This is a genomic window from Streptomyces kanamyceticus (assembly GCF_008704495.1).
Lineage (GTDB): Bacteria > Actinomycetota > Actinomycetes > Streptomycetales > Streptomycetaceae > Streptomyces > Streptomyces kanamyceticus.
In genome coordinates, this window is record NZ_CP023699.1 from 6,622,283 (window position 1) to 6,642,626 (window position 20,344).

Here is a 20,344-nt window from a genome sequence, read left to right on the forward strand (position 1 = left end):
TGTTCCCCGCAAGTGGGCGGCGGAGGGTGGATGTCATGTCACAGACCACCCAGAGCATCCAACTTCCCGCTGTTCAGGGCGGGTTGAAGAAACCTGGCGGCCGCGTCGCCGTCCTCGCGGTCGCCGCCGCCACCTTCTCCGTCGTCACCACGGAGATGCTCCCCGTCGGACTCCTCACCTCGATCGGCTCCGGCCTGCACGTCTCGGACGGCACCGCGGGCCTCACCGTCACCCTGCCGGGACTCGTCGCCGCCCTCGCCGCGCTGCTGCTGCCCGTCGCCGTGCGCACGGCCGACCGGCGCACCGTCCTGTGCACGCTGATGCTGCTCCTCGCCGCCGCCAACCTGGCTTCCGCGCTCGCCCCCTCCTTCACCGTCCTGCTCGTCGCGCGCGTCCTGGTGGGTGTGTGCATCGGCGGCGTCTGGGCCATCGCGGCGGGCCTCGGCGTACGCCTGGTCACCGCGGAGGCCGCGGGCCGGGCCACCGCCGTGATCTTCAGCGGCATCGCGGTGGCCTCCGTGCTCGGTGTGCCCGCGGGCACGCTCCTGGGCGAACTGACGGGCTGGCGCTGGGGGTTCGCGGCGCTCGCGGCGCTCGCCGTCGGCGTCGCCGCGCTGCTGCGCACGGCCCTGCCCAGGCTCCCCGCCCACGAGGGCGTCAGCCTCGGCGCCTTCCCGGGACTGCTGCGGATCGGGCGGCTGCGCACAGGCCTGCTCGCCGTCACCCTCCTGGTCACCGGGCACTTCGCCGCGTACACCTACATCCGCCCCGTCCTCGAACGGGTGCCCGGCATCGGCGCGGGCCTGATCAGCACCCTGCTCCTCGCCTACGGCGTCGCGGGCATCGTCGGCAACTTCGTGGGCGGCGCCGTCGCGGCCCGCGACCCGCGCAAGGCGCTGCTCGCGATCAGCGCGGGGCTCGCCGCCGTCGTGCTCCTGATGGTGCCCGCGGGCGCCGCGCTCGCCGCGTCGGTGGCGCTGCTCGTGGCCTGGGGCCTGGCGTACGGCGGGGTCTCGGTCTCCGCCCAGAACTGGGTGATGAACGCGGCGCCGCACGCCCGGGAGGCGGCGTCGGCGCTCTTCGCGGGCGTGTTCAACGTGGCGATAGCGCTCGGCGCCTTCGTCGGCGGCCGGGTCGCGGACGGCCGAGGGGCGGGCGGCGTGCTCTGGCTCGGCGGCGGGCTCGCGGTGCTCTCGATGGCCGTCGTGGCGTGCGCGCGGTCCGCGGGGCACGCGAACGGGCACGGGACGGAGCACGAGCGGGCGCACGCGAAAGGGACGGCCACCGCCGAGCGGTGACCGTCCCTCCCGGACGTACGGCCGGTGCGTCAGCCCTTGAGCTCCGCCGCGACCAGCTCCGCGATCTGGACGGCGTTCAGCGCGGCGCCCTTGCGGAGGTTGTCGTCGGAGATGAAGAAGGCCAGGCCGTTCTCGACCGTCTCGTCGCTCCGGATGCGGCCCACGAACGCGTCGTCCTTGCCCGCGGCGACCAGCGGCGTCGGGACGTCCGTGAGGACGACGCCCTCGGCGGAGGCGAGGATCTCGGTGGCCCGCGCGGGGCTCAGCGGACGCGCGAAGCGGGCGTTGACCTGGAGGGAGTGGCCGGTGAAGACCGGGACGCGCACGCAGGTGCCGGAGACCTTCAGGCCCGGGATCTCCAGGATCTTGCGGGATTCGTTGCGGAGCTTCTGCTCCTCGTCGGTCTCGTTCAGGCCGTCGTCGACGATGGAGCCCGCCATCGGCAGCACGTTGTACGCGATGGGCGCGACGTACTTGTCCGGCTCGGGGAAGTCGACGGCCGAGCCGTCGTGGGTGAGCTTCGGGGCCTCCTCGCCGACCTTCTCGACCTGCTCGAAGAGCTCGTCGACACCGGCGAGGCCCGATCCGGACACCGCCTGGTAGGTGGCGACGACGAGGGCTTCGAGGTCCGCCTCCAGGTGCAGCGGCTTGAGGACCGGCATCGCGGCCATCGTCGTGCAGTTCGGGTTGGCGATGATGCCCTTGGGGCGGTTCGCGATCGCGTGCGGGTTGACCTCGGAGACGACGAGGGGGACCTCGGGGTCCATGCGCCAGGCCGAGGAGTTGTCGATCACGACGGCGCCCTGCGACGCGACCTTCTCGGCGAGGGCCTTGGAGGTGGCGCCACCGGCGGAGAAGAGCACGATGTCCAGGCCCGTGTAGTCCGCCGTGGAGGCGTCCTCGACGGTCACGCCGTCCAGGACCGAGCCCGCCGAACGGGCCGAGGCGAACAGGCGCAGCTCGTTGGCGGGAAACTTCCGCTCGGCGAGGATCTTGCGCATGACCGTGCCGACCTGACCGGTGGCTCCGACGATTCCGACCTTCACAGGTACTTCCTCCGTGTGTGTGCGGCCCGGTGACCCCGGCCTGGGCTTGCTCCATGATGCGTCTGTCCAGGGCCGCGTTGTCCAATCCAATGTCCGAGGTGCGGGACGCCACATCGGGGCGAACGTTTCGGGCCGCCCCCGCGTCGTAGGGGAAAGGCGGGGATCGGAGGGGCACATTGCCGCGCAGGAAAGTGCGCCGCGCGTCACAGGCGGGGGCCGTGCCACGGGGGGCGGATCCGCTCGATCCCGCCCAGGAGGACCGGGTCAGGGCCGTGCTCGCGCTCGGCGGCGTGCCGCACGCCGACCTGCCGGACGGGGTGCAGCAGGTCCGTCTGAAACTCCTGGAGCGGGCGGCCGACGGGCGCGAGGCGCCGCGCGACGTGTCCGCGTGGGCGGCCGTCGTCGCCTCCAACCTGGCCATGGACTGGCACCGGGCCAGGCGCAGGCAGGAGCGGCTCGGCGAGCGGCTCGCCGTGCTGTGGCGCGAGTCCACCGACGAGGACGGCGCGGAGGCGCGGGCCACCTCGCTCGCCGTCGCGCAGGGCCTCGGGGAGCTGCCGGACGCCCAGCGCCAGGTCGTGGTCCTTCGCTTCTACGCGGATCTGCCGGTCCGGGCGATCGCCGACGAACTGGGCATACCGGAGGGCACGGTCAAGAGCAGGCTGCACACGGCGGTACGTCTCCTGCGGGCGCGGCTGCACGAAGGGGAGGTGGTGTGACGTGCCCGGCGACGACAAGACCGACCGCGGGGACTTCGACGCGCTGTTGCTGGCGATCACGGACGAGCCCGTGCCGGACGAGGCACGGCGCGACCCCGACTTCGCCGCCGAGCACGCGGCGGCCGTGGCGGACATCACGCTGCTGCGGGAGCGGCTCGGCGCGGTGGGCGACGCGCTCGCGGCCGCGCCCGAGCCCGCGCCACCGGCTCCGGCTCCGGCTCCGGCTCCGGCTCCGGCTCCGGCTCCGGCTCCGGTGGTGCCGATCAGGGCCCCGCGCTCGGCGGCCCGGCACCGCGTCACCGTCGGCCTCGGCACCGTCGCCGCGACGGTGGCCGCGCTGGTGATCGGCGGGCTCGCCTGGCTCGCCGTGGACGCCGGGCAGAGCACGACGGGCGACACGGACAAGGCGAGCGGGGCGGCGCCCGAGGGGCGGGGCGACGGCGGCGGAGGAGCCGCCGCCGACCAGAGCCCCGAGGGCTTCGTCGCCTGCTCGCGGCTGATCGTGGAGGGCACGGTCACGGCGGTCGATCCGGTGCCCGGCGGCGTACAGGACCGCGTCACGCTCGACGTGAAGCGCTATCTGAAGCCGAAGACGGGGGCCGGGACGCTCAGGTTCCCCATGAACCACGACGTGGACCCGCGCCTGAAGAAGGGCGACGACGTCCTGATCACCATCCCGAAGAACGCGGCCGAGCCGGACAACTGGGCCACCGGCAAGGACCGCGAGCGGCTGCGCGCGATGATCCTCAAGGCCCTGCCGAGGTCGACGACGATCCAGTGCGCCGGACGGGCTCGTTCGAGCCCGTCCGGCGATTGAGGACACTGTTACGACGTGACCTTCGCGACCTTCACACTGCCGCTGCCCGCGACCGTGCCACCGGCGTTCAGCAGGGACACCTCGCCGAACAGCTCACGGCCCGCGGCAGCCGGGGCCTTTGCCTCGACCTTGGCATCGACGCCCGCCGTGGCGCCGTTGCCGAGCTTGATCTGCTTCGACTCGTCGACGGTGACCTTGCCGAGCGCGTCGGAGAAGAACACGTCGCGGTAGTCGTACGCGGTCGACCCCGACGGCACCGAGTAGCCCGCCACCTCGATCGTGTACGTACCGGCGGCGGGCTTGGTCAGGCTGACCGACTCCTCCGAGTCGCCCTCCGCCGACGAACCGACGACGACGCCGTCCTTCTTGACGGCCAGGTCGAGGTCGGCGGCGACATCGGCGGTGGAGCCGATGGCGACGTCGAGACGCTCCGCGCCCGCGGGCACGACGACCTCGGTGACCTGCGTGTCACCCTGCTTGATGGTGGGCCGCGCCGACTTGGAGGAGCCGAGCGAGCCACCCTTCAGCTTGCCGTCGACCGCCGCGAAGTCGTTCGTGGCCTTCCACGAGACGGGGGCCGGGGTGCCGACCTTCGCCTCGGGCAGCGTCTGCACGGCCGGGTCGAAGGCGACACCGAGCGCGGCGACGTTCAGCTTGTACGGGTTGTCGAGCAGCGGCGACGTACGGCGCGACTCGACCTCGATCTCCCAGACACCGGCCTGCGGGTCCGCGTACGAACGCAGGTCCGGGCGGCAGGTGTTGGCGGGGTTCTCGTAGTTCGGGTAGCAGACGATCGACGAGGTGGAGTCGAGCGGGACGCCGTACGGGTGCACCGCGATGAAGCGCGTCTGGCTCTTGTCCTTCAGACCGCCGAGCGAGACCTCCAGGGACTTGGCGCCCTTGGGGACCGTCACGAAGTACGACGTGGTGCTGTTGCGCTGCGTGGCGCCGGACGCGGAGAACGTGTACGACGGCTTGGCGAGCGGCGCCGAGACGACGACCGTCGACATGATCTGCTGGTCGATGCCCTCGGTGCGCTCGTCGTCCACGGTCAGGATCGCGCTGTGTAGCCCGGCGGACTTGGCCTTCGCCTGGACCTTGACGGTGACCGGCTTGTTCAGCGGCAGCGTCACGTCGCCCTTGCCGAGCAGCTTGAACGTGTTCTCGTGGTTGTTGACCAGGTCAAGCTCGTGGTGGACGCCGCGGTCCGGGCCCGAGGTGCGGGTGATCGTCACGTCGTACGTCCGCTTCTGGCCGGTCCTCAGGCCGCCCTCACGGTCGTAGATGCCGGTGCCCGGCTTCTTCAGCTCCTGCTCCAGGGCGGTGTCGACCGGGGCCTTCACCGTGTACGTGTGCGCCTTGGCGTTGTCCTCGATGGAGTCCCAGGCGTCCACGATGTCGATCAGGCCGGTGCCCTGCGCGTACGCCTGCTCGCCGCGGATGTGGCTCGCGGTCGAGGTCAGCGCGGTGCGCAGCTTCGCGGGGGTGAGCTTGATGTGCTCGCGCTTGGCCGCGGAGAGCAGCAGCGCGGAGGCGCCCGCGGCCTGCGGGGACGCCATCGAGGTGCCCTGCAGCATCGAGTAACCGGCGGGCAGCTGGTAGCCCGCCTCGGCGACCGGGGAGCCCGGCAGCCAGGTCTGCGTGGTGTTGATGGCCGATCCTGGCGCGGAGATGATCGGCGCGAAGCCGCCGTCCTCGCGCGGGCCGCGCGAGGAGAACGGCATCATCGCGTACTTCTTCTCCACCTGGGAGCCGTAGTTGGCGGCCCAGGTCTCCTTGGAGATGGCGGCGCCGACCGAGATGACCTTGTCGGCGAGGCCGGGGTCGCCGATGGTGTTCGCGCCGGGGCCGCTGTTGCCCGCGGAGATCACCAGCTGGACGCCGTACTCGTCGATGAGGCGCTTGTAGAGCTCGGCGCGCGCGTTGTTGCCGTCGTTCAGCGCCGGGAGGCCGCCGATCGACATGTTCACGATGTCGACGCCGCGCTTGGTGACGAGGTCGATCATGCCTTCGGTGAGCGCGACGTTGGTGCAGCCGCCGGTCCAGGTGCAGGCGCGCGAGGAGACCAGCTTGGCGCCGGGCGCCGCGCCGTTCATCTTGCCGCCGAACAGGCCGTTGGCCGCGGTGATGCCCGCGACGTGCGTGCCGTGCTCGGACTCGATGACGCCGATGTTGACGAAGTCGGCCTTCTTGCCGACCCAGTCGCCGCCGTACGGGTCCGTCGGCACGTCCTTGCGGATCTCGACGACGAACGGGACGCGCTCGACGACGTCGGTCGCCGGGTCGTCCTTGCCGAAGTAGGCGACCTGGTGGTCCTCCTTGTACGGCTTGAGGACCTCGTCGTCGGTGAAGTCGTTGTTGTCGTTCAGGTCGACGCGGACCGTCCCGGCCGCCGGGTCGTACAGGACGCCCCAGCTGTCGGTGGTGTCGCCGTCGCGGTTGATGTCGCCCTTGGCGTCGCCGCCCGTGGTGGCCGACTCACGGAAGCGGTTGACCTGGAAGGAGCCCGCCGGGGCCTTCCACGTCTCGCTGTCCCAGGTGAAGACGGGTCCGGTGACCGGGTTGGTCATGCGGCGCCAGGTGCCGTCCGCGTCCACGATCGGGTCGGTCGCCGTCACCCAGTCGGTGATCTTGCGCTCGCCGGTGGAGGTCTTCTTCAGCGCGGGGTGGCCCAGGTCGATGCCGGAGTCCAGGATGCCGATGGTGATGCCGCGGCCGTCGGCCTTCGGGTGCTTCTTCACGAAGTCGACGGCGCCGGTCTCGGCGGACGGGTTGTACGGGTTCTTCGCCGGGGTGCTCTTGCCGGGGCCCGCGTACGTGCCCTTGGCGGCGGGCTTCGCGCCCTTCGCGCGGTCCGCGGCCGGGGTCGGGTCGTCGAGCTCGATCTCGTGCCGCAGGTCGATGCCGTGCACGGACGACAGCTTGGCGGCCGACTTGATCGCGGCGTCGGCCTTGGCCGTCGGCACGGTCGCGCGGACGTAGCCGAGCTTGTCGTAGGTGCGGCCGACCGAGCCGCCCTTGACGGCGTCGAGCTGGTCCGCGACCTGCTCGGTGGCGCCGGGCGCGGTGGCCACCATCATCGTGACGGTCTTCTCGCCGTCCGCCTTGGCGTCGGCGAGCAGTTCGGCGTCGGCCGAACCGAGTTTGTCACCGGTGGACTTGGGGGCGGGGACGGGCGCGCTGTCCGCGGCGAAGGCCATGGGGGCGGCCCCGGTCGCGCAGAGCGCGGCGGTGAGACCGACGGCTATCGCGAGACGGGGCGCGCGTCTGGCGCTGGAACTGGATCTGGGCATCGGCATCCCTGTGCGTGAAGGTCGGGAAGGAGGGTCGATTCGGCCCCGGATCCCGTGACGTTCCGGAATCCGGGGCCGGATGACCGCTCAGCCTTACGCAAGTGACAGCTGTTTGGGGAGAGTTGTCCGAGCTGTGATCGAGCCATGACGCAATTCCGCCATGCGCCATGGCGGACAAGGCGGTGTATAGGGGGACTTGGGCAGGGAACTGTTCACGTCCCCGTCACGTCTCGCGCGAGCGCGCGTAGTGCCGCGACGCCTTCGCGCGGTTGCCGCAGGCGGCCATCGAGCACCAGCGGCGGGTGCCGTTGCGCGAGGTGTCGAAGAAGTGCAGCACGCACGCCTCGTGGGCGCAGCCGCGGATCCGGTCGGGCGCGGTGGCGAGCAGGCGCAGATAGTCGCGCGCGGCGAGCCAGGCCGCGCCCCACGCCGGATCCGCGAACTCGGGCTCCTCGCCGGGACCTTCACCGGTGAGGCGCGCGCGGATGCGGCCGTGCGCGAGGACCTCGTCGACGAGGGCGGCGCCCGCCGGGTCGCCGGGGGAGTCCACGGCACGGGCGAGCGCGTCGCGGGCGCGCAGGACGTGCTCCAGGGTCGGGCCGTCGGCGGCGAAGCGGTCACCGAGCCCGTTCGCCGCGAGCCAGACCGCGAGCCCCTCGGTGTCCGTGAGCAGGTCCTGGCGCTCGCCGTCACGCATCCAGACGGTGTTGAGCAGATCGAGGGAGAGCGGCTCGCCGACGAGCGGGCGGGGGTCGTGCGGGGCCTTGGCGGCGGCGGACATGGGGGCTCCCTTCGGAACTAACCGGTCAAGGGTACGTGACTGGTTGACGCACTCCATCTCTAACCCTTAATCTCACTTTCAAAGGTTAGTGCCAGTCGGCCTCAGGGGAGAGTCATGACTAAGTCCACCGCTCCGCGCACCGGCCACATCGGCCTCAACGTCACCGACCTGGAGCGCTCACTCGCGTTCTACCGGGACGTACTCGGCTACGGCGTCGTACTCGGCGAGGGCAAGGAGGAAGGCCGCCGCTTCGCCTTCCTGGGGGAGGAGGGCGGCCGCCCCGTGCTCACGCTCTGGCAGCAGGCCGACGCCGCCTACGCCAAGGGCAACGCGGGCCTGCACCACCTGGCGATCGAGGTCGACACGGTCGAACGGGTCAGGGAGTACGAGAGCGCACTGCGGGCGTACGGCGTGGAGTTCGCGTACGAGGGGGTCGTACCGCACGGCGAGGGCGCGACGTCCGGCGGAATCTTCTTCCACGACCCGGACGGCACGCGCTTGGAGATCTACGCCCCGTCGGGCGCGGAGTCGCGGACGACACCGGTGGAGTCGGCCCCTACCTGCGGCTTCTTCTAGGCGTCCCGCAGGGGGGGCGCCCCATAAGGGGCGCGGGGAACTGCGCGCCCAGCCACAACGCACCCGCGGATAGGAGCTCACAGATGACGCCGCACGCCGAAGTGCAGACCCCCTACCACCAGGGCTCCCGCACCGTGCAGGACAAGGCAGGCGTAAGGACCCAGGCCGACCACGTGGGCCGCTCAATAGGCCAGGGCATCCGCCCCGTAGCCGCCGCGTTCCTGGAGATCCAGCCGATGCTGGTGCTCGGCGGCGCGGACGGGGCGGGCGCCGTCCACGCCTCGCTCCTGACCGGCGCCCCCGGCTTCGTACGGGCCACGGGGCCCCGCCAGATCTCGGTGGCGGACGGGGTGCCCGCGACCGACCCCCTCGCCGAGACGCTCGCCCGCGACGGTGCGCCCGTCGGCACCATCGCCCTGGATCCCCGCACCCGGCGCCGCATGCGCCTGAACGGCCGGGCCAGGCCCACGCCCCGCGGCCTCGCGATCGAGGCCGACAAGGTGTTCTCCAACTGCCCGAAGTACATCGTGAAGCGGGAGCTGTACGAGGGGAGGCGGCCGGAAGGTCCCGGCGAGCCCCGGCGCGGCACGGGGCTCACGGACGAGCAGCGCGCGTTCGTCGCCGCCGCGGACACCTTCTTCCTCGCCACGGTCCACGCGCACGGCGCCGACGCCAGCCACCGCGGCGGCGACCCCGGCTTCGTCCGCGTCACCTCGCCGTACGCACTGGAATGGGACGACTTCCCGGGCAACGCCATGTTCCTGTCCCTGGGCAACCTCACACAGAACCCCCGGGCGGGCCTCCTCTTCCTCGACTGGACGACGGGCACCACCCTCCAACTCACGGGCACGGCCGAGACCGCCTACGCCCCCGACGACACCCGCACGGTCCGCTTCACCCTCACAGAGACGACCGAGACCCCGCACGCAAGCCCCTGGCGCTGGTCCGGGCCCCGTTAGGGGCGCGGGGCTGTGACATGTGCGGCTCCGCCGCGTGGGCGCGCCCAGCCGAGACGGACCCGCACGTTAACCCCCCAAACCCCAGCGGAGCGCCTAGCGTCAATCCGTGCAGAAAGAGCTCCGGGTGGCGGCCTACGCCGTATGCGTACGCGACGGGCAGGTGCTGCTGGCCCGCTGGGTCGCAGGCGACGGCAGCAAACGGTGGACGCTGCCCGGCGGCGGCATGGACCACGGTGAGGATCCCTACGACACCGTGATCCGCGAGGCCGACGAGGAGACCGGCTACGTGGTCGAGCCGGTCGCCCTCCTCGGCATCGACTCGCTGCGTCGCCGCTACCCCCGCAGGCTCGGCGCCGTCGCCGACTTCCACGGCCTGCGCATCGTGTACGAGGGCCGGATCACCGGCGGCACCCTGCGCCACGAGACGGACGGCTCCACCGACCTCGCCGCCTGGCACCCCCTGGAGTCCGTGCCGGACCTCGACCGCGTCGGACTCGTCGACATCGGCCTCGAACTGTGGCGCGCACGCCCCGCCGACGGCCACGGCGGCCACGCCGCGGAACCCGGCCGCTGAGCCCCCGATGAGCCTTCCCTTCCCCGAAAGATGAACGAGGAGTGACCGCCTCCTCTCCGGCCGGAGAGGGCCTCGTGACCGCGCAGGGTGTCGGCTGATCCACGTACGGTGATCTGCGCCGCACGTTGCGGTCTCGTTCACGCGCAGGTCACCCCCGCTGCCAACGATCCAGTACGAGCGGGGAGTTCGCAGGCCGAAGCCAGGCCCGGGCCCCCCGCGACCACTGCCGACGCGTTCGCACTCGGGGAGACCGCGCCATGCCGCGCACACGCTCTGTCGCCACCGCAACCGCCACGGCCGCCGCCCACGCCGCCACCGCCACGGCCCACGCCGCCCGCGCGACGGCCACGGCCGCCACGTCCCTCGACCGCCGCGCGTTCCTCGCCGTCACCGGAGCGGTCACCCTCTCCGCGGGCATCGGCTACGCGCTCGGCCCCGGCGCGGGCTCGGGCAACGCCGCACCCGCCGGGCGCGCCACCGTACCGCGCTCCCGGCAGGCGCCCGCCGCACCCCTCGCGCCCTACCGGGGCGGCACCACCCTGCTCACCGCGGCCGCCGCGCGCGGCACCTCCGGCTACCGGCGGCTCGGTGAAGGGCCCGCCTGGGGGCGCGTGGTCCGCGGCGACCTGGCGGCCGCGAAGCCGGGGCGCGAGGGGCGCAGGACCGCGCTCGCCGCGTTCGTCCAGTTCACCGATCTGCACCTGGTCGACGTGCAACACCCGCTGCGCTACGAGTACTTGCGCGCGCAGACCGCGAGCGCCTGGCGCCCGCAGGAGTCCCTCTCGGTGGCCGGTGCCGTCGCCCTCGTCGAGCGCGTCAACTCGCTGCGCGGCGCGCCCGCCACCGGCGCGCCGCTGCACTGCGTCGTCACCACCGGCGACAACACCGACAACAACTCGCGCGGTGAACTGGACTGGTTCCTCAAGGTGATGAGCGGCGGCCGCATCACGCCCAACACCGGTGACCCGCGCCATTACGAAGGCGTCCAGGACAGCGGACTCAAGCTCTACTGGCACCCGGACGACGTCCTGCGCGACGCCGACAAACGCCTCGGCTTCCCGCGCCTGCACGGCTTCCTCGACGCCGCGATCCGCGAGGTCAACAGCCCGGGACTCGGTCTGCCCTGGTACTCCACGGTCGGCAACCACGACGCGCTGCCCGGCGGCTGCTGGGCGCCCAAGGACCCCTACTTCACCGAATTCGCCGTCGGCGGGCGGAAGTTGATGGCGCTGGACGAGCAGCGCGGCGCCGCCCTGTGGAAGGCCGTCAAGAAGGGTCGCGACCCCAAGGGCGACCACTTCAAGGAGCTGCTCAAGAGCGAGTCGCGGCACATGCGGAACGTCACGCCGGACGAGTCGCGGGCGCCCTTCACCCCGGCCGAGTACATACGGGCGCACCTGGACCCGGTCCACAAGGGCCGGGGCCCCGTCGGCCACGGCTACACGCAGGAGAACCTCGCGGCCGCCACCCAGTACTACTCCTTCCGCATCAGTGACGACGTGCTCGGCATCAGCCTGGACACCACCGACCCGGGCGGCCACTACGAGGGCTCGCTCGGAACCGGCCAACTCCGCTGGCTGGAAAGGGAACTGGCCGCCAACGAACGACGTGCGGGCGGCCCGTCGTACGTCATCGTCCTCAGCCACCACACCAGCAAGACCATGCGGAACCTCCGGCACGACCCCGCCAGGCCCGGCGAGGCCCGGCACGGCGGCGACGAGATCCTCGCGCTGCTCGGCCGTCACCGATCAGTTCTGGCCTGGGTCAACGGCCACAGCCACAAGAACGCCATCACGCCGCACCGGACCCCGCACGGCTCCTTCTGGGAGGTCTCCACGGCGTCCCACATCGACTTTCCGCAGCTCGCGCGGGTGGTGGAGATCAGCGACAACCACGACGGCACGGTCTCCCTCTTCACCACGCTCATCGAATCCGCCGCCCCGCACCGCACGGACTTCGCCGATCTCTCCCAGACGGGACTGGCCGCGCTGTATCGCGAGCTGTCCTTCAACGCCCCTGGCGCGAAGCCGACGTTGGGCGGCGAGGCGGGGGACAGGAACACGGAACTGATCCTCAAGAAGGGCTGAACGCGCGGGAACATCGAGGTTCCCGGCGATCGGCCGAAACTCGCTCAACCCGCACACCGCTGTCAACCTCGGCACCGGGCGGCCCAGTCCCCTCTGGCGACCACGATCAACGGCGGAGGGGGCACCAAATGGCAGTGCGAAGGAGCCGTGTGCTGGGGGCGGCGGCGATGGTGACGACGGCGATGGCGCTGGCGGCGGGGGCACTCGCCGCCCCGGCCTCCGCCGCGGCGCAGGGGGACCGGCACGAGGCGACCCGACGGGCGCTGGACGGCATCGTCGCGGAGGGCGTGCCGGGCGTGACCGCGCAGGTGCGCGACAAGTACGGCTCCTGGGACGCCGCTTCGGGCGTCGGGGACCTGAAGAGGGGCACGCCGCGCGGCGAGCACGACCGCTTCCGCGTGGGCAGCATCACCAAGACGTTCGTGGCGACCGTGCTGCTGCAACTCCAGGCGGAGGGGCGGATCGATCTGGACGACGCGGTGGGCAAGTGGCTGCCGGGCGTCGTCGAGGGCCACGGGCACGACGGGGACCGGATCACGGTCCGCCAGCTCCTCAACCACACCAGCGGGATCTTCGACTACACCACCGACGAGGACTTCGCGAAGAAGGTGTTCAGCAAGGAGTTCTTCAAGCACCGCTACGACACCTGGACGCCCGAGCGGTTGGTGAAGCTCGCGATGCGCCACAAGCCGGACTTCGAGCCCGGCACGGAGTGGAAGTACTCCAACACCAACTACATCCTCGCCGGGATGATCATCAAGAAGGTGACGGGGAACGCGTACGGCGACGAGATCAGGCGCCGCGTCATCAACCCCCTCCACCTGAACGCCACGACGGTCCCCGGCACCCGCGCCACCATGCCCCGGCCCAGCTCACGCGCCTACGGCAAGCTCCCCCTGGACCCCGAGGCCAAGGTGTACGACGTGACGGAGCTCAACCCGTCCATGGGGGGCTCCGCGGGCGAGATCATCTCCGACTCCGCCGACCTGAACCGCTTCTACTCGGCGCTCCTCGGCGGCCGCCTGCTGCCCAAGGCGGAGCTCGCCGAGATGAAGACGGTGGTTCCCGTGGACGGGAGGGCCGGTGGCTACGGGCTCGGCATCTCCGAGGTCCAACTGCCCTGCGAGGGGATGCTCTGGGGCCACGACGGAGGCATTCACGGCTCGTCGTCCCTGGCGCTGACGACCCCGGACGGTCGCCACTCGATGGCGCTCAACATCAACGGCGACTGGGCGGGCGACGTAAGCCCCGCGGTGACGGCGGAGTTCTGTGGATCGGAGAAGAAGGCATGATGCCGCGCAGAGGCATGACGGGCGCCGCGGCGGCGCTGACCGTGACGCTGGCGGCGGGCGCGCTCGCGGCCCCCGCGTCGGCCGCGACGCCGCGGCCCGGGCACGGCGACCACCGGCACGAGGCGACCCAGGGGGCGCTGGACGGCATCGTCGCGGAGGGCGTGCCCGGCGTGACCGCGCAGGTGCGCGACAAGTACGGCTCCTGGAACGCCGCTTCGGGCGTCGGCGACCTGAGACGGGGCACGCCGCGCGGCAAGCACGACAGCTTCCGGGTCGGCAGCATCACCAAGACGTTCGTGGCGACCGTGCTGCTGCAACTGCAGGCGGAGGGCCGGATCGATCTGGACGACACGGTGGGCAAGTGGCTGCCGGGCGTCGTCGAGGGGAACGAGCACGACGGGGACGCGATCACGGTCCGCCAGATCCTCAACCAGACCAGCGGGATCGCCGACTACTCCCGGGACGACGAGTTCTCCCGCAAGGTGTTCAGCACGGAGTTCTTCAAGCACCGCTACGACACCTGGACGCCCGAGCAGTTGGTGAAGCTCGCCATGCGCAACAAACGGGTCTTCGAGCCCGGCAAGGGCTGGGGCTACTCCAACACCAATTACGTCGTCGCCGGGATGATCATCAAGAAGGTGACGGGGAACGCGTACGGCGACGAGATCGAGCGGCGCGTCATCGAACCCCTCGACCTGAAGGCCACCATCGCCCCCGGCACCCGAGCCACCATGCCGCGGCCCAGCTCCCGTGCCTACGGCAAGCTCCCCCTGGACCCCGAGGCCAAGACGTACGACGTGACGGAGCTCAACCCGTCCTTCGCGAGCTCCGCGGGCGAGGTCATCTCCGACTCCGCCGACCTGAACCGCTTCTACTCGGCGCTCCTCGGCGGCCGCCTGCTGCCCAAGGAGCAGCTCGCCGAGATGAAGGACACGGTCTCCCGGGGCGAGGACCGCGGCGGCAGGTACGGGCTCGGCCTCATCGAGCTGACACTGCCCTGCAAGGGGACGGTCAAGCGGACGGTCTGGGGCCACGACGGCGACCTCCACGGCTCGTCGAACCTGGCGGTGACGACCGAGGACGGCAGCCACTCGCTGGCGCTCAACATGAACGGCGACTGGGCGGGCGACGCCGACCCCGTGGCCGAGGCGGAGTTCTGCGGCAAGTAGACCGAGGCGACCGAGGACATGCGAAGGGGCGGAACCCGTGGACCCACGGCGTTCCGCCCCTTCACTCCCCTCCTGCGGTCCCGCGACCGCCGCACCGCGCCCGTGTCATCTGGGCAGCACCACCACATACGCGGCCGGGTCCCGGTCGGTCGACGCCATCAGCGCCGTCCGTACGATCGTGGCCTGCTGCTCCAGGGAATCCCGCAGCTTCTTCGGGGTGATGTGGACGACGGTGATGCCGAGCCGCTCCAGATGCTCGCGCTTGCGCGCGTACTCGGACCACAGGGCGTCGTCGTCCTGCCTGAAGCCCTGGCGCGGCGCCCGGGTGTCCAGCTCCACGGCGACGGCCTGGTCGGGCCAGTAGGCGTCGACGCCGCCGAGGTGCGGGCCGCCGGGCAGCCGCAGGTCGACGTTCCACAGCGGGTCGGGGAGTCCGTACTCGGCGACCATTCGGTACAGCCGGTCCTCGGCGATGACGCGCCCTTCGGCGAGCAGGGAGTCGACGGCGTCCACGACGTGGGGCCGGGTGAGCAGCCGCGCGCGGTTCAACTCCCGCACGATCGCGGCCGGTTCGCAGTGCCCGCCGCGCACCGCCTCGGTGAGCAGTCGCCGCACCGCACCCGCCTCGGTGAGCTGGGCCACCGCGTCGGCGATGGCACGCGGCACCGGGGCGACGGGAACTCCCGTGATCTGCTGGGGAGTCGGCATGCCGTGGCCGCGCACGAGCCGGGTGAACCCCACCGAACGCAGCCGCCGCGTGCGCGGCACGAGGACGTCGATGCGGTCGAGGGAGAGCAACGGGGGCGCGGACGCGAAGCGGTGCAGGGCGAGCGCCGCGAGACCCGTGATCATCGCGTCGGCGTACGCGGCGTGCGGCTCGCCCGCGCCGGGCTGCGCGGGCACGGCCCGCGCCACCCGGGCCGGGGGACGGCCCGCGTACAACAGGGCGCCGTGCAGACGCTCTTCGCTGGTGGGCGGTCCAGGGTGCAACAGGCAGACACCCGGCAGGAGTTGCTGCCAGGGGCCGCCGGGGCGGCAGTGGGCGCCCGCGTCGGCGGAGGAGATGCCGTGCGCGCCGAGCTGGGCGGTGCTCATGACGCGGAGCTGGACATCGGCGAGGTGCTGGAGGGGGAGGGGCGAGAGCGGGGTGTTGTGGTTCATGAAGCGGTCGTTCCCGCGACCGGTCCCCCAGCTAACCGCTGTTACACGCCCGTCGACAAATCCGGACAAGCTCGCCCTAAAGTACGGATGTTCGACTGCCGATGAAACGGAACTTCGGCCGAACCGGAGACGACCCGCGGCCAGCGAGCCACGCGGGCCGCAGGCCGCCCCCGGACCAGCTCGGACTAAGCGGCGGCCGCCCCGTCGCAGAGCTGCGCCCGCAGCGCCCGCGCCAGATCGTCCCGCGCCTCCAGGACGAGACGGCGCAGGGCGGGTGCCGACGCCTCGTGGGCGGCGAGCCACGCGTCCGCCGCCGCGAGCGTCGCCTCGTCGCTGACCAGGTGCGGGAAGAGACCCCGCACCACGTCCATGCCGATCTGGATGGACCGCTCGGCCCAGACCCGCTCGATGGCGTCGAAGTACTTGGCGACGTAGGGCGCCACGAGCTCCCGCTGCGAGGACTGGGCGAACCCGGAGATGGTCGCCTCGACCAGCGCGTTCGAGAGCGCGTCCGACTCCACGACGGAGGCCCACGCCTGCGCCTTGACCGCCGCGGAGGGCCGCGCGGCCAGGCACCGCACCTGGTGCCGCTTGCCCGACGCCGTGTCGTCACGGGCCAGTTCGGCGGCGATGACCTGCTCGTCGGCGGCGCCGTGCGCGGCCAGGGGGCTCAGGAACGCCCAGCGCAGCTCCTGGTCGACGTCCAGGCCGTCGATCTTGGCCGTGCCGTCCAACAGGCCCTGGAGCAGCTGGAGATCGGCATCGGAGGACGCCACGGTCGCGAAGAACCGCGCCCACGTCAGCTGGTGCTGGCTGCCGGGACCGGCGATCCGCAGCTCGTGCAGAGCGCCCTCGGCGAGCGCGCGCCCGCCCTCCTCGCGCCAGCCGGGCGCCGCGTAGTGCGTGAGGGCGGAGTTGGTCCACGCGTGCAGCATCTGCAGGACGCCGATGTCGCTCTCGCGCCCGGCGAAGCGCAGCACGAGGGAGACGAAGTCCCGCGCGGGCATCAGGCCGTCGCGCGTGAGGCTCCACAGCGCGGACCAGCACAGGGCGCGGGCCAGCGGATCCGTGATGTCGCCGAGGTGCTCGCGCAGCGTGGCGAGCGAGTTCTCGTCGAAGCGGATCTTGCAGTAGGTCAGGTCGTCGTCGTTGACCAGGACCAGCTCGGGGGCCTCCGAGCCGGCCAGCTCGCCCACCACCGTGCGCGGGCCCTCGACGTCGACCTCCGCGCGGGCGTACCGCTCGAGGTCGCCACCGGCGGCGCGGCGGTACAGGCCCACCGCGACGCGGTGCGGCCGCAGTTCGGGGGTGCCCGTCGGCGGAGCCGACTGATGAGCAGAGCCGGCGGCCTCCTGGAGAACGGAGAGCTCGGTGATCCGGCCCTCCGCGTTCAGGATGACCTGCGGGGTGAGGGAGTTGACGCCCGCCGTCTGGAGCCAGGCCCTGGACCAGGAGGCCATGTCGCGCCCGGAGGTCTCCTCCAGGACCGAGAGCAGGTCGCCGAGGACGGTGTTGCCGTACGCGTGCCGCTTGAAGTAGCGCCGGGCGCCCTCAAGGAACGCGTCCCGGCCCACGTACGCGACGAGCTGCTTGAGGACCGAGGCGCCCTTGGCGTACGTGATCCCGTCGAAGTTGAGCTTGGCGTCCTCCAGGTCGCGGATGTCCGCCGTGACCGGGTGCGTGGAGGGCAGCTGGTCGGCGCGGTAGGCCCACGCCTTGCGGTTGTTGGCGAAGGTGATCCAGCCGTTGGTGAAGCGGGTCGCCTCGACCATCGAGAAGGACCCCATGAAGTCGGCGAAGGACTCCTTGAGCCACAGGTCGTCCCACCAGCGCATGGTGACGAGGTCGCCGAACCACATGTGGGCCATCTCGTGCAGGATCACGTTGGCCCGGCGCTCGTACGACGCGGTGGTCACCTTGCCGCGGAAGATGAACTCCTCGCGGAAGGTCACCAGGCCCGGGTTCTCCATCGCGCCGAGGTTGTACTCCGGCACGAACGCCTGGTCGTACTTCCCGAAGGGGTAGGGGTAGTCGAAGTTGTCGTGGAAGAAGTCCAGGCCCTGCTTGGTGACCAGGAAGACGTCGTCGGCGTCGAAGTGCGGGGCGAGGCCCTTGCGGCACATCGCGCCGAGCGGGATCTCCAGGCGCGTGCCGTCGTCCAGGACGCGCTCGTAGGAGTCGGTCACGTAGTGGTAGGGACCGGCGACGACCGCCGTGATGTACGTCGAGATGGGCTTGGTCTCGGCGAACTTCCAGATGCCGTCGGTCAGTTCACCGACGCCGTTGGACCACGCGGTCCAGCCCTCGGGTGCCTGCACCGCGAAGCGGTAGGGCGCCTTCAGGTCGGGCTGCTCGAAGTTGGCGAAGACGCGGCGCGAGTCGGCGGGCTCGTACTGCGTGTAGAGGTAGACCTCGCCGTCCTCCGGGTCGACGAAGCGGTGCATGCCCTCGCCGGTGCGGCTGTAGGCGCACTGGGCGTCCACCACCAGTTCGTTCTCCTCGGCCAGGTCCTCAAGGGTGATCCTGGTGCCGTCGAAGACCTCGGAGGGGTCCAGGTCCTTGCCGTTGAGCGAGACCGCGGTGACGGCGGGCGCGATCAGGTCGGCGAAGGTCGCGGCGCCCGGCTCCGCGGAGCGGAAGCGGATCGTGGTGACGGACCGGAAGGTGCGCGGCTCCTGACCGCTCTCGCCGACCGCCGACCGCAGGTCGAGGAAGACCTCGTAACCGTCGACGGAGAGCAGCGCGGCCCTCTCCTGGGCCTCGTCGCGGGACAGATTCTCACCGGGCACGGGCGGCACTCCCTTGTGACTCGCATGACTCGTACGAATGTCTACGATCCTCGCATGTGCCGTCCGCGGCCGACATCCGGGAATGCCCCGATGCGCCACCGACGTTCTCCCGGCCAGATGCGAACGGATTCCCTAGGGAGAGACATGTCCGAGAACGGCAGCAAGACCCCCGTCGACTTCTGGTTCGATCCGCTGTGCCCCTGGGCGTGGATGACCTCGCGCTGGATGCTCGAGGTGGAGAAGGTCCGCGACGTGGAGGTCCGCTGGCACGTGATGAGCCTCGCCGTACTGAACGAGGACAAGCTCGACGAGCTGCCGGAGCAGTACGCCGAGAACATGCGTCCCGGCGGCAAGTCCTGGGGCCCGGTCCGGGTGGCCATCGCCGCGCGGGAGCTGCACGGCGAGGAGGTCCTCGGCAAGCTGTACACCGCGCTCGGCACGCGCATCCACAACCGCGGCCAGGGCGTGACCGACGAGAGCATCGCGGGCGCCCTCGCGGACGTGGGCCTGCCCGCCGACCTCATCGAGTACGCGCGCAAGGACACCTACGACGCCGAGCTGCGCGCCTCCCACAAGGAGGGCATCGACAAGGTCGGCCAGGACGTCGGCACGCCCGTCATCGCCGTCCCCGGCGCCGACGGCGAGCAGATCGCCTTCTTCGGCCCGGTCGTCACCCCGGCCCCCAAGGGCGAGGCCGCGGCGAAGCTCTGGGACGGCACACTGCTCGTGGCGTCCACGCCGGGCTTCTACGAGATCAAGCGGACGCGGACGGCAGGGCCCGACTTCGCGTGACCCCGCTGCCGCGGCGAACGCACCGAAAGGCCCCCGTGAGTCATGTCCTCACGGGGGCCTTTCCTCTATCCGCCTGCCTCAGCGAAGGTTGAGAAGACGATCACGAGGCGGGGCGTTCATCGGCTGTCACCGGGGGAGCGGACGACAGCCGTGGCTCACGGGGCGAGCAGCAGGCTGTTGACCCGCTCCTTCGCGGCCGCGTAACGCTTGGCCACGTCCTGCCAGTTGACGACCTGCCACATGGCCTCGATGAAGTCGACCTTCTGGTTCTTGTACTGCAGGTAGAAGGCGTGCTCCCAGGCGTCGAAGACCAGGACCGGCGTCGAACCCTGGCCGATGTTGCCCTGGTGGTCGTAGACCTGCTCGACGATGAGGCGGCCGCTGAGCGGCTCGTAGGCGAGCACACCCCAGCCGGAACCCTGCGTGGTCGCCGACGCCTTGGTCAGCTGGGCCTTGAACTTGGCGAAGGAGCCGAAGGACTCGGTGATCGCGTCCGCCAGGTCACCGACGCCGTCGGCGGCCAGCGGCTCGCCGCCGCCACCGTCCTTGGGGCTGTTCATGTTGTGCCAGTAAATGCTGTGCAGGATGTGGCCGGAGAGGTGGAAGGCCAGGTTCTTCTCCAGGCCGTTGATCGCGCCCCACGTTTCCTTGTCGCGCGCCTCCTCCAGCTGCTCAAGGGTGTCGTTCGCGCCCTTCACGTACGCCGCGTGGTGCTTGTCGTGGTGCAGCTCGACGATCTGGGGGTTGATGACCGGTTCGAGCGCCGCGTAGTCGTACGGAAGTTCAGGAAGCGTGTAAATGGCCATGATCCGAGCCCTCCGACTGCTGCTCTGCTGTAGTGCGCTTAGTGCGCTGCGTTGCCCAAGTTATTGCAACCCATTCGCAAGTGCAGGCTAGCAGCAGGAGGTACGCGAAGTTGATCAGCCCTTCGTCCTAGGTCCGCACGGGAATATCCACGGATGCGACGGAGCCCCGGACCAGTTGGTCCGGG

16 protein-coding genes are annotated in these 20,344 nt (G+C 71.3%); 10 read left to right on the forward strand and 6 right to left on the reverse strand.

The genetic code is table 11. From position 1 onward, the window contains the following. Positions 1–35: 35 nt before the first annotated feature. Positions 36–1,298, forward strand: a complete 1,263-nt coding sequence (locus tag CP970_RS28565) for an MFS transporter (RefSeq protein WP_079043802.1) — start codon at positions 36–38, stop codon at positions 1,296–1,298. Positions 1,299–1,327: 29 nt separating this feature from the next. Here CP970_RS28565 and CP970_RS28570 read toward each other — a convergent pair whose 3' ends face one another. Continuing rightward, positions 1,328–2,344 (reverse strand): aspartate-semialdehyde dehydrogenase, encoded by a 1,017-nt coding sequence (locus CP970_RS28570; RefSeq protein ID WP_055552132.1) that lies wholly within the window; start codon positions 2,342–2,344, stop codon positions 1,328–1,330. Between the two features lie 176 nt (positions 2,345–2,520). Between CP970_RS28570 and CP970_RS28575 the strand changes: the two genes are divergently transcribed. Next, positions 2,521–3,063 (forward strand): RNA polymerase sigma factor, encoded by a 543-nt coding sequence (locus CP970_RS28575; RefSeq protein WP_055552130.1) that lies wholly within the window; start codon positions 2,521–2,523, stop codon positions 3,061–3,063. Between the two features lies 1 nt (position 3,064). Beyond that, positions 3,065–3,880, forward strand: coding sequence for a hypothetical protein (locus tag CP970_RS28580; RefSeq protein WP_055552128.1), 816 nt, complete (start codon positions 3,065–3,067; stop codon positions 3,878–3,880). An 8-nt stretch (positions 3,881–3,888) separates the two neighbouring features. Here the strand turns inward: CP970_RS28580 and CP970_RS28585 are convergent, their stop codons facing one another. Together CP970_RS28585 and CP970_RS28590 are read right to left on the reverse strand one after the other, a co-directional pair. Then, positions 3,889–7,173 carry a S8 family serine peptidase gene (locus tag CP970_RS28585; protein ID WP_079043801.1) on the reverse strand — a complete coding sequence of 1,095 codons (3,285 nt, stop codon included), beginning with the start codon at positions 7,171–7,173 and terminating at the stop codon, positions 3,889–3,891. A gap of 223 nt (positions 7,174–7,396) precedes the next feature. Then, positions 7,397–7,954, reverse strand: coding sequence for a CGNR zinc finger domain-containing protein (locus CP970_RS28590; protein ID WP_055552124.1), 558 nt, complete (start codon positions 7,952–7,954; stop codon positions 7,397–7,399). A 114-nt stretch (positions 7,955–8,068) separates the two neighbouring features. Here CP970_RS28590 and CP970_RS28595 point away from each other — a divergent pair, with 114 nt between their 5' ends. The 6 genes from CP970_RS28595 (at position 8,069) to CP970_RS28620 (ending at position 14,611) form a co-directional block, all read left to right on the forward strand. Beyond that, positions 8,069–8,530 (forward strand): VOC family protein, encoded by a 462-nt coding sequence (locus CP970_RS28595; protein ID WP_055552122.1) that lies wholly within the window; start codon positions 8,069–8,071, stop codon positions 8,528–8,530. An 83-nt stretch (positions 8,531–8,613) separates the two neighbouring features. After that, positions 8,614–9,489: a pyridoxamine 5'-phosphate oxidase family protein gene (locus tag CP970_RS28600; RefSeq protein WP_055552119.1), complete on the forward strand. Its 876-nt coding sequence runs from the start codon at positions 8,614–8,616 to the stop codon at positions 9,487–9,489. Positions 9,490–9,595: 106 nt separating this feature from the next. Further along, positions 9,596–10,063, forward strand: a complete 468-nt coding sequence (locus CP970_RS28605; RefSeq protein ID WP_055552117.1) for an NUDIX hydrolase — start codon at positions 9,596–9,598, stop codon at positions 10,061–10,063. A gap of 257 nt (positions 10,064–10,320) precedes the next feature. Beyond that, the gene (locus tag CP970_RS28610; protein ID WP_055545394.1) at positions 10,321–12,150 is read left to right on the forward strand and encodes a TIGR03767 family metallophosphoesterase; all 1,830 of its coding nucleotides are present in this window, start codon (positions 10,321–10,323) and stop codon (positions 12,148–12,150) included. 128 nt (positions 12,151–12,278) lie between these two features. Next, on the forward strand, positions 12,279–13,442 hold the full coding sequence (locus CP970_RS28615) for a serine hydrolase domain-containing protein (protein WP_055545393.1): 1,164 nt from the start codon (positions 12,279–12,281) through the stop codon (positions 13,440–13,442). Beyond that, a complete protein-coding gene (locus CP970_RS28620) occupies positions 13,439–14,611 on the forward strand; it encodes a serine hydrolase domain-containing protein (RefSeq protein ID WP_224058766.1) in 1,173 nt (390 codons plus the stop codon). The genes CP970_RS28615 and CP970_RS28620 overlap by 4 nt, the downstream gene beginning before the upstream one ends. A gap of 105 nt (positions 14,612–14,716) precedes the next feature. Here CP970_RS28620 and CP970_RS28625 read toward each other — a convergent pair whose 3' ends face one another. After that, positions 14,717–15,772 (reverse strand): hypothetical protein, encoded by a 1,056-nt coding sequence (locus CP970_RS28625; RefSeq protein ID WP_055545391.1) that lies wholly within the window; start codon positions 15,770–15,772, stop codon positions 14,717–14,719. A gap of 185 nt (positions 15,773–15,957) precedes the next feature. Next, on the reverse strand, positions 15,958–18,561 hold the full coding sequence (gene pepN / locus CP970_RS28630; protein ID WP_055545390.1) for an aminopeptidase N: 2,604 nt from the start codon (positions 18,559–18,561) through the stop codon (positions 15,958–15,960). 144 nt (positions 18,562–18,705) lie between these two features. On the opposite strand from pepN, the gene CP970_RS28635 reads away from it, so the two are divergent. After that, positions 18,706–19,353 (forward strand): mycothiol-dependent nitroreductase Rv2466c family protein, encoded by a 648-nt coding sequence (locus CP970_RS28635; protein ID WP_055545389.1) that lies wholly within the window; start codon positions 18,706–18,708, stop codon positions 19,351–19,353. A 155-nt stretch (positions 19,354–19,508) separates the two neighbouring features. On the opposite strand, the gene CP970_RS28640 is transcribed toward CP970_RS28635, so the two are convergent. Continuing rightward, positions 19,509–20,159 (reverse strand): superoxide dismutase, encoded by a 651-nt coding sequence (locus tag CP970_RS28640; protein WP_055545388.1) that lies wholly within the window; start codon positions 20,157–20,159, stop codon positions 19,509–19,511. Positions 20,160–20,344: the final 185 nt, after the last annotated feature.

Excerpts from the sequence above, each read along its gene's own strand:
- CP970_RS28565 (WP_079043802.1), top strand. The coding sequence starts at position 36 with ATGTCACAGACCACCCAGAGCATCCAACTTCCCGCTGTTCAGGGCGGG.
- CP970_RS28585 (WP_079043801.1), bottom strand. The coding sequence starts at position 7,173 with ATGCCCAGATCCAGTTCCAGCGCCAGACGCGCGCCCCGTCTCGCGATA.
- CP970_RS28590 (WP_055552124.1), bottom strand. The coding sequence starts at position 7,954 with ATGTCCGCCGCCGCCAAGGCCCCGCACGACCCCCGCCCGCTCGTCGGC.
- CP970_RS28595 (WP_055552122.1), top strand. The coding sequence starts at position 8,069 with ATGACTAAGTCCACCGCTCCGCGCACCGGCCACATCGGCCTCAACGTC.
- CP970_RS28600 (WP_055552119.1), top strand. The coding sequence starts at position 8,614 with ATGACGCCGCACGCCGAAGTGCAGACCCCCTACCACCAGGGCTCCCGC.
- CP970_RS28610 (WP_055545394.1), top strand. The coding sequence starts at position 10,321 with ATGCCGCGCACACGCTCTGTCGCCACCGCAACCGCCACGGCCGCCGCC.
- CP970_RS28615 (WP_055545393.1), top strand. The coding sequence starts at position 12,279 with ATGGCAGTGCGAAGGAGCCGTGTGCTGGGGGCGGCGGCGATGGTGACG.
- CP970_RS28620 (WP_224058766.1), top strand. The coding sequence starts at position 13,439 with ATGATGCCGCGCAGAGGCATGACGGGCGCCGCGGCGGCGCTGACCGTG.
- CP970_RS28625 (WP_055545391.1), bottom strand. The coding sequence starts at position 15,772 with ATGAACCACAACACCCCGCTCTCGCCCCTCCCCCTCCAGCACCTCGCC.
- CP970_RS28635 (WP_055545389.1), top strand. The coding sequence starts at position 18,706 with ATGTCCGAGAACGGCAGCAAGACCCCCGTCGACTTCTGGTTCGATCCG.
- CP970_RS28640 (WP_055545388.1), bottom strand. The coding sequence starts at position 20,159 with ATGGCCATTTACACGCTTCCTGAACTTCCGTACGACTACGCGGCGCTC.